At 46.2% G+C, this 14538-nt stretch carries 15 protein-coding genes; 3 read left to right on the forward strand and 12 right to left on the reverse strand.

Going from position 1 to position 14538, the window contains the following annotated elements; genetic code table 11:
• Window positions 1-31: 31 nt before the first annotated feature.
• Window positions 32-1012 carry a tetratricopeptide repeat protein gene (locus GLV97_RS05875; protein WP_160840737.1) on the reverse strand — a complete coding sequence of 327 codons (981 nt, stop codon included), beginning with the start codon at window positions 1010-1012 and terminating at the stop codon, window positions 32-34.
• A gap of 343 nt (window positions 1013-1355) precedes the next feature.
• On the opposite strand from GLV97_RS05875, the gene sda reads away from it, so the two are divergent.
• On the forward strand, window positions 1356-1505 hold the full coding sequence (gene sda / locus GLV97_RS05880) for a sporulation histidine kinase inhibitor Sda (protein WP_202410582.1): 150 nt from the start codon (window positions 1356-1358) through the stop codon (window positions 1503-1505).
• Between the two features lie 45 nt (window positions 1506-1550).
• Here sda and GLV97_RS19775 read toward each other — a convergent pair whose 3' ends face one another.
• The gene (locus GLV97_RS19775) at window positions 1551-1709 is read right to left on the reverse strand and encodes a hypothetical protein (protein ID WP_202409605.1); all 159 of its coding nucleotides are present in this window, start codon (window positions 1707-1709) and stop codon (window positions 1551-1553) included.
• Window positions 1710-1802: 93 nt separating this feature from the next.
• The gene (locus GLV97_RS05885; RefSeq protein ID WP_160840738.1) at window positions 1803-1967 is read right to left on the reverse strand and encodes a hypothetical protein; all 165 of its coding nucleotides are present in this window, start codon (window positions 1965-1967) and stop codon (window positions 1803-1805) included.
• Window positions 1968-2098: 131 nt separating this feature from the next.
• On the opposite strand from GLV97_RS05885, the gene GLV97_RS05890 reads away from it, so the two are divergent.
• Complete coding sequence (locus tag GLV97_RS05890) at window positions 2099-2491, forward strand: thiol-disulfide oxidoreductase DCC family protein (RefSeq protein WP_160889217.1); 393 nt, start codon at window positions 2099-2101, stop codon at window positions 2489-2491.
• Window positions 2492-2504: 13 nt separating this feature from the next.
• A complete protein-coding gene (locus GLV97_RS05895) occupies window positions 2505-3395 on the forward strand; it encodes a YitT family protein (RefSeq protein WP_160889218.1) in 891 nt (296 codons plus the stop codon).
• A gap of 142 nt (window positions 3396-3537) precedes the next feature.
• Here the strand turns inward: GLV97_RS05895 and GLV97_RS05900 are convergent, their stop codons facing one another.
• From GLV97_RS05900 to GLV97_RS05940, 9 genes are all read right to left on the reverse strand, one after another.
• On the reverse strand, window positions 3538-5166 hold the full coding sequence (locus tag GLV97_RS05900) for a class I adenylate-forming enzyme family protein (protein WP_160889219.1): 1629 nt from the start codon (window positions 5164-5166) through the stop codon (window positions 3538-3540).
• Between the two features lie 11 nt (window positions 5167-5177).
• Window positions 5178-6662, reverse strand: coding sequence for an acyl-CoA carboxylase subunit beta (locus tag GLV97_RS05905; RefSeq protein ID WP_160889220.1), 1485 nt, complete (start codon window positions 6660-6662; stop codon window positions 5178-5180).
• Between the two features lie 151 nt (window positions 6663-6813).
• Complete coding sequence (locus tag GLV97_RS20315) at window positions 6814-6933, reverse strand: Ltp family lipoprotein (RefSeq protein ID WP_160889284.1); 120 nt, start codon at window positions 6931-6933, stop codon at window positions 6814-6816.
• A gap of 131 nt (window positions 6934-7064) precedes the next feature.
• Window positions 7065-8330 carry an ArgE/DapE family deacylase gene (locus tag GLV97_RS05915; RefSeq protein WP_160889221.1) on the reverse strand — a complete coding sequence of 422 codons (1266 nt, stop codon included), beginning with the start codon at window positions 8328-8330 and terminating at the stop codon, window positions 7065-7067.
• Window positions 8331-8357: 27 nt separating this feature from the next.
• On the reverse strand, window positions 8358-9584 hold the full coding sequence (locus tag GLV97_RS05920) for a Zn-dependent hydrolase (protein ID WP_160889222.1): 1227 nt from the start codon (window positions 9582-9584) through the stop codon (window positions 8358-8360).
• 20 nt (window positions 9585-9604) lie between these two features.
• The gene (locus GLV97_RS05925; RefSeq protein WP_160889223.1) at window positions 9605-11197 is read right to left on the reverse strand and encodes a sodium:solute symporter family protein; all 1593 of its coding nucleotides are present in this window, start codon (window positions 11195-11197) and stop codon (window positions 9605-9607) included.
• A gap of 15 nt (window positions 11198-11212) precedes the next feature.
• Window positions 11213-11392: a hypothetical protein gene (locus GLV97_RS05930; protein ID WP_160889224.1), complete on the reverse strand. Its 180-nt coding sequence runs from the start codon at window positions 11390-11392 to the stop codon at window positions 11213-11215.
• A gap of 28 nt (window positions 11393-11420) precedes the next feature.
• The gene (locus GLV97_RS05935) at window positions 11421-12812 is read right to left on the reverse strand and encodes an APC family permease (RefSeq protein ID WP_160889225.1); all 1392 of its coding nucleotides are present in this window, start codon (window positions 12810-12812) and stop codon (window positions 11421-11423) included.
• 326 nt (window positions 12813-13138) lie between these two features.
• On the reverse strand, window positions 13139-14533 hold the full coding sequence (locus GLV97_RS05940; RefSeq protein ID WP_160889226.1) for an NAD-dependent succinate-semialdehyde dehydrogenase: 1395 nt from the start codon (window positions 14531-14533) through the stop codon (window positions 13139-13141).
• Window positions 14534-14538: the final 5 nt, after the last annotated feature.

A 14538-nucleotide genomic window follows, 5' to 3' on the forward strand; every position in this document is an offset into this window, starting at 1 on the left:
TGCTTTCAAGGCGTGACCCTCATTGGTTTTTCTAGGAACCGGTCACCAAAACATAATGCTGTTCACACAGTTCAATATCTGTTTTATACCGGGCGACGTCCTCTGCAGGGGAATCCGGTTGATAAGGAAGCTGCAGGTATTCATGACCGAGCTGCTTTAATGCTTCGACAAGCAGCGGCACTTCTTCTTCATCCGGGAACAGCGGGTAACGAACATAACAGTAATGGAACAACAGGTTATTCACCATCTCGTACATGGTCGGATTTTTCTGTTCCATCCGGCCGAGCCTCATCTGGATCTGTTTCATAATGTAATCATGCTGCAGCATGGATAAGTCACCGGGAATAACGGTGATCTCCATGCCGAATTTTGTCAGAGCCACTTCTTTGTCTACGCGTCCATCTCTAAACCATTCCAAAATCGAGGATTTTATCATGGGGTGTACAGCAGGCTCCCGGAGATAGGTGGTGAACTCCTCCAGATAATCATGGGGATCCTGCTTTTTCAACGTCTCGAGGGTCTGCCACTGCTTATGTATTTCATCTGACTTCAAGGCCTCTTTGAAGGCAAGGGATAGTTCCTTCCCCTGTTCCTTCCGGCTGTCTTCCAGCAGCTTTCTGCTGACCTCGTACATTTGCCACAGCTGTGTGCGGCTCTGGTGGGGAATGTCCTCGGATTCAAAAACTTCATCGAGCAGATCAATGATGTCGCTGTAACGGCTGCTTTGAAAAAGTATCGTAATATATATATGTAAGTAATGGTAATACTGGTCGATCGTTTCCTTCATCTGCTCCTGACACAATTCCTCAGCCTGATCAAAATGACCAAGTTCGATCCAGCTCATCAGCAGCCCTGTGATGACATCATGGCCGGCCTGATCATACTCAACAAGCGGTTCAAAGGCTTCAGCCGCTTCCTTATAACGCTTTTCCTTCAAAGCAGCCAGTCCCGACTGCTCCAGTCTCGATTTCCATCCAGGAAACATCACGAGGTTTCCTCTTTTATTCTCCATAAGACACCCTTCCCTAAAACGTCCTTATTTCCTTATTCTTTCCTATCATGAATCAGTTCAAACCATCGGTTCCTCAGCTTATTACGCTATACTAAAGCAAATAAAGGAGAAATACAATTGAAACCCTGCTGTCAGCATCCGGCTTTCCGCTATTCTTCCTGTTTAGACACGAACGAACAGGAATGTACATCCGCGGATCAATCGTATAGAAGAATAATTTCTTAATCGTCGATCAATTACGCAAAACAGGTCTTTCTACTCATGATGAAACAGATTTTTTTGCTAGAATAAGTAAATGTCAATAAAATAATAACGAATCATATTGCTAAGGAGTTGTATCGTTTTGTCACTGCTTGATGATCAAACCTTGCTGGAAACCTATCTGGAGTCTGTAAAGCTTCAGCTGGACGATGAATTTGTTCACTTAGTCACACAAGAAATTGATAAACGATCCATCCAACTACCAACCGAGAATTCCGCACATCTTATATAAATGGACGTGGAAAAAGGCATGCAGTCATCTGCATGCCTTTTTCATTTACTGATTAGAGGCTGTACCTTGTTTCCCGGACATCTTCGCTAAACTCGGAATGACGTTCTGCAGCTGCCCGGCCTGACCAGTCATCATGCTGTATGTGGCCGCACCGATACCGATCGAAGCGATAACCGGCAGCCACTGCACATTTTTCTTTTCCATCCTGATCACTCCTCAAATCGGTTGGCTTGAAGCCTCTCTTATTGTCTGCGGCTGCCAGCGGAATATGACCGGCAATCCTTTGCGTTTCTGCCTTTAAATCCCTCGTATAAGTCTCCGTATGAGAAACACCGGCCACAGGACAATCCAGCCAAGCAGGTAAAACATGTATACCGCCTGCTCCTGTTTATCTTTCAGCACCGGCTCTTTTTTAAAAAAACAGAAGAACACACCGATGAACAGATATGTGAAAAGCAGCACATCCACCACTCCTTCCCCCATAGCGTATGAGAAAAAGAGCGCCTGTGACGCTTTTCCAAAACAGACGTTTTCCTGAAATTCCTTAGAGGATCGATCCATTAAATGGTATAATCATACATGAGGTGATCCTTATGAGTGCCATCATATTATTCGACGGGGAGTGCCATTTCTGCGACAAAAGTGTCCAGTTCATCATTCAGCGAGACCCCCGCAGCCGGTTCCAATTTGCATCGCTTCAAAGTGACAAGGGCCGGGAACTGCTTTTGCAGTATAATATCCCGGACGACACCGACAGCCTGGTCCTTATCCAGGACGGAAAAGCACATTTAGAATCCACGGCAGCTTTATCCATCAGCCGTCAGCTGAAAGGGATGTGGAAGCTTGCGTACATCCTGATTCTGATCCCAAGACCGCTGCGCAACGGTTTTTACCGGTGGTTTGCCGCCAACCGTTACAAATGGTTCGGCAGAAAAGAAGATACCTGTCCGATACCAACCCCGGATGTCCGTAAACGATTTTTATAAAAAATACTATAAAATGGGGGGACCTGCCATCAGTGGTCAACAAGTCCAGCACTTGAAAATTACGTCCAAGGAATTCACGAAACGTGCCGTCTTCATCACGCTCGGTGCCATCATTATGGCGGTAGGACTGGAAATTTTTCTCGTTCCGAACCAGGTTATTGATGGAGGCATTGTCGGCATATCCATTATTCTGTCGCACTTAACCGAATGGAAGCTCGGGCTGTTCATCTTCCTGTTGAATATTCCGTTCTTTTTTCTCGGGTATAATTTGATCGGAAAAACGTTCGCCTGGTCAACGGTCTACGGCATAGCCATCCTTTCAACTGCAACAACCGTGCTTCACCCTGTACCCGCCTTTACCGATGATATCCTGCTCGCGACATTATTCGGAGGATTCATCCTCGGTATTGGTGTAGGAATGGTCATCCGCTACGGCGGCTGTCTCGACGGAACAGAAATCTCTGCGATTCTGATCAGCAGCAAAATCCCGTTTTCTGTCGGCGAAATCATTATGTTCATCAATCTTTTTATCCTTGGAAGCGCAGGCTTCGTCTTCGGATGGGATCGGGCGATGTATTCCCTGCTCGCCTATTTTGTCGCTTATAAAATGATCGACATTACGATTAAAGGACTGGATGAATCAAAGGCTGTACATATCATCAGCGATGAATACGAAAGCATCAGTGAAGCCATCATCCAGCGCCTCGGCCGCGGGGTCACCTTTTTGAAAGGAGAAGGAGCCTTCTCCAACGATGAGAAGAAAGTAATCTTCTGCGTCATCAACCGCCTGGAGGAAGCAAAGCTGAAAGCGCTCGTCCAGGAGCACGATGAAGAAGCTTTCATGGCAATCGGGGATATTGCCGAAGTACGGGGTGGACGCTTTAAGAAAAAAGAAATTCACTAAAAAGAGGCGCTTTTCACTGCGCCTCTTTTCTATGGATGTCTCTTTCGTATGGATGGTTACGTGCCGCTTATCCGTGGATGTCTGTTGCGGGCACGTCCTCACTCGGAACGAGCGCTTTTCCTCACCCCTGTGTACTTCTTTTTCAGTCTCGGGATTCTTCTTTCAGCACGCGCCTTAGGATTTTACCCGCGCCGGTCTGAGGGAGGGATGGGCGGAATTCGACAAACGCCGGAACTTTATAACGGGCCATATGGGCTTTGGCCCATTGGATCAGTTCTTCTTTCTCCAGTTCTGATTCTTCTTTCAGAACAATGAACGCTTTGACAACCTCCCCTTTTGATTCATCCGGCAAACCGATGACAGCGGCCTGGGAGATGGCGGGATGTTCCTTCAGTAATGCTTCGACATCTTCAGGGAAAATGCTGAATCCTGACGATTTGATCATTTCCTTGAGACGTCCCTGAAAGTATAAATAGCCGTCTTCGTCGAAATAACCGATATCACCCGTATGCATCCATCCGTCCATCAGCACTTCCGCTGTCGCCTCTGGCCTCCCCCAGTAGCCTTTGAACACACCGGGACTTTTCACAGCGATTTCCCCGGCCTCACCGTGGGGCAGCTGTTCTTTTGTTAAGGGATCGCGGACAGTCAGGGACGATCCTGGGACGGGAAGGCCGACAGATCCGAATTTCACACTGTCCCCCGGCATGTAGGTGTCCACGGTATGGGTCTCGCTCAAACCGTAAGCCGCTTCATACAACGAACAATCCGGCGCAAAAGAACGCCAGCGTTCTGCCAGGCCTTCTGTCACAGGCATACCAAAGCTCGTACACAAATTGAGTCGCAGAGCATCCGCTTTTTCCCCGTCTACCACGGATAACACAGCCTCATTCATCGGGGCGATGCTGTACCACACCGACACATCGTAAGCAGTCAGTGCTGTGACCACCTGCCGGGGATCAAACCTGGCAAACAGCACACAGGGGGAACCGGTAAACGCCGGGATGTTCACGCCCATCACCATGCCCGCAATATGACAGAGCGGCATCACCGCTAGCCACGTCTCTTCCTCTTCCACCCCATTCGCTTCCACAGCCGCTGCTGTTTTATACAAAGCATTTTCATACGTAAGCATCGCTGCTTTCGGTCTACCGGTCGTTCCTGACGTGAAAGCAAGCAGCGCCGTATCATCCATATCGACAATTCCAGACGCTTTTTGCGGTTCCGCTTCGTTTACAGCATCGCTCCAGTGGGTTTCCTTTTCATTTAATGTTAGATCCGGAACCCTCAAGTCACCCGGCACTTCCCATTCGGTAGTCTCAGGGATATAATCTTCATAGGAAACGACAAGAACCGCATGAAGATCGTTGTCCGTTTTCCTCACTTCATTCAGCAGTTCCCCGCCGGTATACAGTCCTTTCATGCCGACTTCCTTCATTAAATAAGTTAACTCGCTCGCTTTGTACATCGGGTTCAACGGACAGACAATCCCACCAATTGACTGGATGGCATAGTGGGCAATGATATACTGCGGGCTGTTCTGCATATAAAGCCCGACCCGGTCCCCTTTTTCAAAGCCCTTCTGTGACAAAAATCCAGCCATCTTTTCAATATCATTCAAAAGCTCCGCCCACGTCAGGGTGGATTCATAATAAAAGTAAGCAGCCTCATGCGGGCGCTCCTCTGCGTGGTGCTGGACGTATACGAGAAGCGGGTGTTTTCCAAGAGGGTACAAGTTCTCTATTTGATGCCGTTCCATTTCGTTTTTCATTCGACTCCTCCTTATGTGGACATCGGCCAGTCGACCAGCCGTCTTTCACTTTTATCCGACGCCGTTCGTAAAAACCGAAGCAGAAAATCCCGGGTCTGTTCCGGCTCGATGATTTCCTGAACCATGAACTTACCCGCGGCTTTCGCTGGTGAGCTGTCGAAGCTCCACTGTTCCAAATAAGTCGCACGGGCTTCAGAAGGATTGTCCGCCTGTTTGATCTGCCTTCCGTACACAACATTCACACCGACGTCGGGGCCGGTAAAGTTAATTTCAGCCTCCGGCCAGGCAGCCACCACGTCCGCCCCCATGCCTGGACCACTCATGTTTCCGTACGCCGCTCCAATGCTTTTACGAATGACGATGGAGTACTTGGGAACAGTGGATTTAGCAAGCGCCGTATTCCAATTCATAATCTTTGAAGGCATTTTCCGCTTTTCTGCCTGACTGCTGATCCTGAACCCGGGAGTATCGTGAAGAAAAATCAATGGAATATGATAGGAATCACAGAGGCAGATGAAATCCACCGCCTTATCACACTCCTCCGGACCTGGAGCCCCCGCCATATGAAGCGGCTGACTCGCCACCACTCCTGTGACCCGCCCGTCCATACGCGCAAAACCTGTCAGGAGTGCTTTTCCATAAAAAGGTCGGAAAGCCATAAAAGATTCCGGATCGACAATCTCACGAATGAGTTTATTCATGTCATACGGACGTCTCATGTTCGAAGGAACAACCCTCTCTGCGTTTTCCCCTGAAGATGAGGGCGAAGGCACAGATACTTTAAAAGGAGGCGTGTCTTCATATGAAGAAGGCAGATAGCTGAAAAACCGCTTCATAGCCGTTATCGCTTCTTCCTCTGTGTCAGCGACGTGATCAATCTGTCCTGTATATGCCGCATGCATATCAGGCCCCCCAAGTTCTTCGGCTGTAATCTCTTCTCCACTCGCCATCTCCAACATCCTCGGCCCGGCAACGGCCATTCCCGTTCCTCGCACCTGTGTGACAAAATCCGATGTCACGGCCATCCACGTCGGACCGCCGAAGCTGTCCCCCAGAATGGCGGTAAGGATCGGGGTTTCTCTGGAGTGATCCAGAAGACAGTTCGGAAAAAGCTTGTCACTGATTCCGTCTGAACCCATCCCATCCGGCATCCGCAGCCCTCCGCCTTCACATAAATTAAATAGCGGCAGCTTCCTCTTCTTCGCATACTGATGAAAATACTCACTCTTCCGGAGGTGAACCTCTCCTTCCGTTCCCGACAACACACTCACATCCATCGCCTGAACGACCGCTTCCCGGCCATCGACACGGACCAAACCGCCGATCAGCCCATCGGCAGGCGTCCGTTCTTCCATTCCCGGGACAGATGAATGGGCAGATTTCCCGAGTTCAAGAAAGGATCCGTCATCAGCAAGCAGGTGAATTCTTTCATGAGCGGTAAGCTCCATAGGCTTCTGTTCTGTAGAGGAATTGGTTTGTATTTCGTTTGTTTTCATAAGAACCTCCTTAAGATACTGACTGGTTGGTATGTAGCGGTCAAAAAATATAGGGTTTACTTGTTAGTATAGGTTAATTAGTCTGAAAATTCAATTCTTTTAAAGGGCTGTAAATAAAAGAAGGAGCAGCTATTCACTGCTCCTTCTGCCATTACAAACCAACTTGGTTCACCGCATAGACTGCATCTTCTGTACTGAATCCTTCGTAAGTCAATTGGTCAATTAAACCTGATCTTGAAAAAGAAGAAGAATCAAGATAATCCTGAGCCATATTCAAAATGGACTATAATCCAAATAATCCTGGGCCATATTCAAAATGGACTATAATCCAAATAATCCTGGGCCATGTAAACGGCCTGTTCTTGCAAAGCAGAGACATTCACAGCTTCCGATCCTTTCAAGCTACTTTTCTTTACACCACCGTAAAATAAACTCAGCAATCGTATGCGTCACTTCTTTTAAACTTGAAAGCTCAATATACTCATTCGGCGCATGCATATCGCCCCCACTCGGACCATAACACGTGGCAGGAATATCGAACTCACCAAACGCCCGCAAATCCGTGGTAGCAGTAAACGACAGGTCTTCTACCTCTTTTCCAGTTACCGCATAATGCGAGGCAGCCACTTCCTCCATAATCTCTTCTTCTTTCGAAATCGTATAGCCTGGGGCAGAAAAGCCATAAAACGTAAATTGCGGCTTTGCTTCTTTAAGCCAATCATCCTCTTCAGCAGCATCCAACAACCATTGCTCGACCTCTTTTTTTACATCTTCCGGATCGGTTCCTGGATAGAAGCCGACTCGCGCTTCAAACGTACATTCTGTCGGAACACTGGATGCCCAGTTCCCTCCCTCAATCAGACCAACACTGACGTTGAGTGGATGGGGGTGATGCTCAAAATCGGGATGTTTTGGACGGTTATTAATATGCTCACGGTACTCCATCAGCGATTCCATCAATTTATTCGCTTTCATAATGGCATTTTGAGCACTCTCCGCACGTTCTACGTGGGCACCGGCTCCATTTACTTTCACCCGAACCCATATAACGCCTACTTGTGCCTTAATCAAACGAGATTGGGTGGGCTCAGGGATAAGGGCTCCATCTGCCGTGTACCCCTGATCTAGTAAGGCAAGTGCCCCGTTCCCGGTACATTCTTCTTCGATGACACTCTGAATTTGCAGATTTGCACCGAGTTCAATGCCAGATTCACGGAGTGCTTTAACAGCCATCACAATAGCCGCAAACCCGCCTTTCATATCCAGAATCCCTCTACCGTACATTTTTCCGTCTTTTATTACCGGCGAATATGGCGAAGTTTCCCATTGATCTTCAGGTTCGGCACTTACCACGTCCATATGGCTTTGCAGAATGAGGCTTTTTCCTTTTTTTGGTCCGTTATTTTTCCATTCTCCTACCACTACTGGGCGGTCTTCATAAGACCATTCAGGTTCACCAAAGTTTTCATACTTTCTTAATCGGTCCGGATCGATCATGACCACCTCTGTGTCCAGCCCAATATCCTGTAAGTAGTTGTAAACAAACTGTTGAACACCTTTTTCATTTCCTAATGTACTGGGAAAACTTCCGAGCGTCTTCAAGAACAACTTTTCTTCTTCCCATAGCTCTTCTATTTTATTACGCACAAGCTCGTTACTGGTTTCCATAAATAAGTTCACACCTTACTTTTGTTTTTATTCCTTAGATAATGTAAGGACCGTATGATAGAGCGTATTGGCTCCGCTCACAATATCTCGATCCAGTGTTAATTCGCTGGGCACATGACTCTTGCCGTTTACGCTCGGCACAAAGATCATGGCTGTGGGACCGAGATTGTTGACGTACTTGGCATCATGCCCGGCACCGCTAAGTATTCTTTTTGAAGAATACCCGAGTTCAGTTGCACTGTTCTCTATAACTTCCGTAATATTACTATCAAAATCAATTTTTTCAGTTTCCCACAATTCTGTCATCTCCACGCCCACCTCTCTATCCTCAGAGACACGGCGAATCGTTTTCTTCGTTTCTTCAAAGGCTTCCTTTCGAAGTTTATCATTGGCGCTTCGGATATCTACGGTAAAATGAGCTTCGCCAGGAACACAATTAACCGAATTTGGAGAAACGGAGATCTTACCAACGGTTACGGTAATATCGGTAGTCGCAATATTTTTTTCCAATTGATTCATAATTTCTGCAGCAGCCATCAGCGCATCTTTTCGTAAGTGCATCGGGGTCGGACCGGCATGATCCGCTTCCCCCTTAAGAGTCACTTCCAGCCAATTGATGCCCTGAACCCCTTCCACAACTCCAATCTGTTTGTCTTCATCTTCAAGAATGGGGCCCTGTTCAATATGTAGCTCGAGAAAAGAATGGAAATCACCGAGTCGGTTTCCTGCTTCTCCTTTATATCCGATTCTTTCCAATTCTTCTAAGAAACTAAAGCCATCAGCATCTTTTCTACTATATACATACGCTTGATCAAATACCCCGGCGATCCCACCAGATCCGAGCATAGGAGGTTCAAATCGAGCACCTTCTTCATTTGTGAAATTAACGATTTCCAGAGGTCGTTCGGTTTCTATGCCATTATCATTTAAAGTCTGCACCACTTCCAGAGCCAACAAAACTCCGAGGATGCCATCGAATCGCCCTCCTGCTGGCTGTGTGTCAAGGTGGGATCCCACCACCACAGGAGGGAGGTTATTCTTTCCTGCCCTTCTGGCATACATATTTCCTAAATCGTCTATCCGTAACATTAATCCTGCTTCTTCACACCATTCTTTATATATATTTCTCATCTCTTGATCTTGATCAGATAGTGCTAGTCGACTTAGACCATTTCCCGGAATCGTCCCTGTTTCTGAACTTTTGGAAAGCATACGGAAGAGTCGTTCTTCATTAATCGTGTTCACGTTTACCATCTCCCTGTCTCAATAGATTATTAGAGTCCGAGTTTTATAAAAAAGTATCCCCATACCACGACGGATATGAATGTAAATAGTACAGAAACAGTAATTAACTGTTTATACTGTTTTTTGATCTTTTGAAGACCGTTCGGCTGCTTCAAAAATTCCTTGATAGTTATCGATGCCATACTTGAACGCTTCATCTCTGTGTAATAATTCAGTTCATGGGCATTCGGCTTCGTTACAAGCCCAGCGCCTATGAGAGATAGTACAGAGACAAGCAGCGCCAGCATCAGTTCGTCCACACCGGTCGGCAGCGTCATAACCCCTGCTCTGATCAGCTCCCCAAAGAGAAGAAACGAAGCAACCCCGGATAACATGCTGATCATAGCGGCTTTACTGTTCATTTTCTTCCATTCAAAAGATGCTACGATAGTCGGCAGCCAGCCAACCGCAAAAATGGATCCTGCATAAATAGAAATCCAGTAAATCGCGGATGGGCGAGCAAGGGCAATCGCGCAGATGACGACCGCTACTATGATTTGACCAATTCTTGCTGCAGTAAGACTTTGTTTTTCATTAAGTTCTTTTTCAAACAGTCTTTCATACAAATCTCTGGATAACGCGAAACCTACCAGGACAAATAATGTAGAAGCTGTGGACATGATTGAAGCCATGAGTGCAGCGAGTCCTACACCTGCCACGGCTGGAGGTGTAAACTCCATAAACCCAACAATCATCGCGTTGTCCGTAGGCGTAATACCTGGTTGCAATACTTGCATACCACCTGCTGCGATAAAGACGGTCAACTGCATGAAAGGTGCGAAAAAGACACCGATGATAGCTGCTTTTAGAATGACGAAATCATTTTTAGCCGGAAATACACGCGATACGAGCGCCGGCATACAGGCAAAGAACATAATCCAAACGAGAAACTGAGAAATTGACCAACCAATCGAGCGATTCTCCGTACCGCCGATCGTCCAGTAATTAGGCATGGTTTCTGATAAACCTTTCATTTGTTCAAACCCAGCCTGTCCAATAATTATCGGAGCAATCACAATGGAGATCGTAAGCATCGTGAAGAACATGAGCGTATCCGTTACGACCACTCCATACATACCGCCAAAGGCTGTAAAGGCAATCAACGCAATTGTAAATAAGACAATGAGTAATTGGAAATTGATACCCGTTATTTCACTTAGTACCAGTCCTGCTCCAATAAACTGAATAACACCGTACCCAACCAAACCTACAATCATTATGATAATAGCAATAATGCTGACCCACTTACTGTTGAATCGCTTATCAAAGAAGTCCGGCATCGTCTTACAACCTAACGCTTTCATTTTTCTTCCCATATAGACGACAGCGACCAGAGTTCCGAGCCAAGCACCAAATGATCCGAGTGTCGCAATAACAAGTGGACCTTCTTTATAAGATTGACCCGCTATCCCGAGCAGCGTTGCAGCACTAAGATACGTGGCTGCAAGCGTACCGACGATGAGAATGGTCGATCCTCTTCCTCCCATGGTATAAAAGTCATCACTATTTTTAACATAACGGCTAATGAAAGCTCCTACAACTACATAAAGCAGTAAGACGAGCGCAAATATCGTAATGGCCATATTGATTCCCCTCTATTATAAATTACTGTTGATTCGTTTTTCTTCCGATTCCGTATACTCTTCCTGATTCTCTTCCTTTTCCATCTCTTTGATAATAGGCAGATATTGCTTTCTGAGAATAGCAATTACAACAACGGATGAAATGACGGTTACCAGCGTTGCGTTAATAAATAAAATTAAAATTTCAACATTCATGGTCTTCCCCCCCCCCCTTTTCCATCTTCTATAAAGCCCGCTTTTGTGAAGAATTCATTTTCTTCTGATACGTTCCACGCAACATCTGAATAAAGAAATAAGCGCCAAGTAAAGTCCACCCAGCTACCATGATCCACTCATACGGCCAGATAAGACTTGCTGGCATCCCAGGGAAATATAGAATTATGAACCCTAAACTTAATACGAGAGCTAAGTAGCCAAAGATTGGTGATTTTGCTGCGCGGAATGGTCGCTCCATCTCGGGTTTCTTTTTCCTTAAAACAATAAAAGACAGGGCTACAAAGAAATAGGCAACGACTATTCCTAAGCCGCCAGCATCTACAATCCATACGAGTGCGGACCTACCTAATAGTGGTGCTAGCATAGAAAGAACGCCGATAAATAATATCGAATTTGAAGGTGTATGGTACTTCGGATGCAGATAACCAAACCAGGCGGGCAGCATTCCGGATTTCGCCATCGCATAGAGGACGCGGCTACCTCCAATAATGAAAGAGTTCCAGCTTGTGATAATCCCGGCCACACCGCCAAGGATCAGAATTTGGGCAAAAGTATTTGAATTAAAAAGCGCTCCCATCGCATCTGCAGAAGCGAGTTGTGCATTCGTCAGCTGAGCAGGATTTAATCCTAATCCCACGCCTAAGGCAATCGCAAGATAAAATATGACAGCACTGCTTACAGATACAATTAATAGTGTACCGATTTTCCTGCGAGGGAGATTGGCTTCTTCCGCCACCTGTGGAATCACATCGAATCCAACAAACAAGAAGGGGACCATGACTAACACGGTCATGATACCGCTTGCACCTCCAACGAAGAATGGAGACAGATTCCCTGGGTCTCCAAGGAAGGCAGAGCCAAAAATTAATATGAGTCCTACGGCAATAATCATCAAAGTAAAAACCGTCTGCAGAACTGCTGCCTGCTTTAAACCGATATAATTAATGAACGTAATTATTAAGGCTCCTACTGAACCAATTAACACCCAATTTAAGTGAACATCCCAGCCAGCTATGGTCCACAGATAACCAGCCTGATAATTTGGTAGTAAGTAGTCAATAACAGTCGGTAGAGCAACGGCTTCAAATGTTGCTACGGATACATATCCAAGGGTGATTGCCCAAGAGGCTACAAAAGAGTACTTGGCTCCTAATGCCTTATGTACGTATTCATGCTCTCCACCCACCTTGGGCATTGCTGAAGCTAGTTCTGCATAGTTTAACCCCACACAGATGACAAGAAAACCGCCAATTACAAAGGCTATAACCGCTCCCAGTGAGCCTGCTTCCGTAATCCAAGTACCAGAGAGTACCACCCATCCCCAACCAAGCATGGCTCCGAGGGCCAGAAATAATAAATCAAAGTTTGATAGGACTTTCTTTAATTTTTGTTCTTCCATGGAAAAGGTCCTCCTAGGTTTGTGTTACAAATTTCTCTTTTCTTAATAAAAGAAACTTTCTGATCGTTACATTCAAATCACATATTGTATAACTCACAAATTACAACGATTACGTGGAAGCTATGTATTGTCTTGTTTGCTAAATATTCAGTAAATTAAAGCGGAAATTATAGATGGTTCATTGCTAATAGCCTCGTAAATCCCTTGTACCTTTGGGAAGTGGACAAGCACTAGTAGAATCGCACTTGCCGCACCACCCATGAATACTAAAGTTTTCAAACTACTTGGTTTTGAACAAGAAATAACTTTTTCAACAACTAAAATAACTATTCAATGCCTCCGATAGAAAGATACTTCGTTTCAATGTAAGGTTCGATCCCCTCAGGACCGCCCTCACGTCCAATGCCACTCTCTTTCATACCACCGAACGGTGCATGCGCTGCAGATGGTGCTCCATCGTTCCAGCCGAGGATTCCGAACTTCAGATGCTCCTGGTAGTAAATACCGGTTCGGTAATCATTGGTGAAGAAGTAAGCGGCGAGCCCGAACGGTGTATTGTTGGCAATGTTGACCGCTTCTTCATTCTCACGGAAAGTTGTCAGTGGAATTACGGGACCAAACGTTTCCTCCTGCATGATGTCCATGCCTTCCCCGACGTTTTCGAGTACAGTAGGATGAACAAAATAATAGCCTTTTTCATCATCTTTATCGTATTGATGACCATAAAGAACCTTCGCACCCTTATCCACTGCATCTTCAATCTGCGTATGGATCTTTTCATAACCATCCGCATTAATAACCGGCCCAACATCCGTTTCTTCATGAAGACCATTTCCGACCTTAAGCTCTTTGATGCGAGCGGTAAGTTTCTCTGAAAACTCATCCGCTATGGATTCATGGACGAGCACTCGATTCGCGCAGATGCATGTCTGCCCGGCGTTCCGAAATTTCGAAGCAAGCGTCTGCTCGACAGCGAAATCGATATCGGCATCTTTTGCCAAGATAAGCGGCGCATGACCTCCTAGTTCCATGGATACGTGCTTCATGGTTGCCGCACTGTTTTCCATTAGTAACTTGCCTACTGGCGTAGAACCGGTAAAGGTTATCTTACGTACGAGTGGACTATCTGTGAAAATCGGCCCAACATCTGCTCCGTATCCATTCACGTATTGAACCACATTTTTTGGAATCCCAACCTCATGAGCTAATTGCACCAATCTGATCGTCGTAAGCGGCGTTTCTTCGGCGGGTTTAACCACGAACGTGCAGCCCGCGGCTAAGGCAGGTGCAGCTTTTCTCGTCATCATAGCGGCAGGGAAGTTCCATGGGGTGATGGCAGCCACAAGACCGACAGGCTCTTTAGTTACAACAATGCGTTTGGATTCAGTGTTAGAAGGAATCGTTCGGCCGTAGATTCGTTTCGCTTCTTCCGCATACCAATCGATATAACTTGCCGCATAGGCGACTTCTCCACGTGATTCTTTAAGCGGCTTTCCACTTTCAAGCGTCATTACTTCCGTCAGCTGTTCCGTTTCTTCTTTAATTTTCTCAGACCATTCTTTCAAAAGACGTGAACGCTCATGAGCATTCACCTTTGACCACGATTTGAATGCCTCGTCTCCCTCTCTTAAGGCCGTTTCAATTTCGGAAGCTGAGGTCACATCTACCTCTTTCAAGATATCCCCGGTTGCCGGGTTTTTTACTTGGATCGTATTCCCCATAAAGC

The sequence above is a fragment of the Halobacillus litoralis genome (assembly GCF_009856355.1).
GTDB lineage: Bacteria > Bacillota > Bacilli > Bacillales > Halobacillaceae > Halobacillus > Halobacillus litoralis_B.

Excerpts from the sequence above, each read along its gene's own strand:
- GLV97_RS05925 (WP_160889223.1), bottom strand. The coding sequence starts at position 11,197 with ATGGCCATTACGATATTTGCGCTCGTCTTACTGCTTTATGTAGTTGTA.
- GLV97_RS05900 (WP_160889219.1), bottom strand. The coding sequence starts at position 5,166 with ATGAAAAACGAAATGGAACGGCATCAAATAGAGAACTTGTACCCTCTT.
- GLV97_RS05895 (WP_160889218.1), top strand. The coding sequence starts at position 2,505 with ATGGGGGGACCTGCCATCAGTGGTCAACAAGTCCAGCACTTGAAAATT.
- GLV97_RS20315 (WP_160889284.1), bottom strand. The coding sequence starts at position 6,933 with ATGGCTCAGGATTATCTTGATTCTTCTTCTTTTTCAAGATCAGGTTTA.
- GLV97_RS05940 (WP_160889226.1), bottom strand. The coding sequence starts at position 14,533 with ATGGGGAATACGATCCAAGTAAAAAACCCGGCAACCGGGGATATCTTG.
- GLV97_RS05905 (WP_160889220.1), bottom strand. The coding sequence starts at position 6,662 with ATGAAAACAAACGAAATACAAACCAATTCCTCTACAGAACAGAAGCCT.
- GLV97_RS05890 (WP_160889217.1), top strand. The coding sequence starts at position 2,099 with ATGAGTGCCATCATATTATTCGACGGGGAGTGCCATTTCTGCGACAAA.
- GLV97_RS05920 (WP_160889222.1), bottom strand. The coding sequence starts at position 9,584 with ATGGTAAACGTGAACACGATTAATGAAGAACGACTCTTCCGTATGCTT.
- GLV97_RS05875 (WP_160840737.1), bottom strand. The coding sequence starts at position 1,012 with ATGGAGAATAAAAGAGGAAACCTCGTGATGTTTCCTGGATGGAAATCG.
- GLV97_RS19775 (WP_202409605.1), bottom strand. The coding sequence starts at position 1,709 with ATGGAAAAGAAAAATGTGCAGTGGCTGCCGGTTATCGCTTCGATCGGT.
- GLV97_RS05935 (WP_160889225.1), bottom strand. The coding sequence starts at position 12,812 with ATGGAAGAACAAAAATTAAAGAAAGTCCTATCAAACTTTGATTTATTA.
- GLV97_RS05915 (WP_160889221.1), bottom strand. The coding sequence starts at position 8,330 with ATGGAAACCAGTAACGAGCTTGTGCGTAATAAAATAGAAGAGCTATGG.
- GLV97_RS05930 (WP_160889224.1), bottom strand. The coding sequence starts at position 11,392 with ATGAATGTTGAAATTTTAATTTTATTTATTAACGCAACGCTGGTAACC.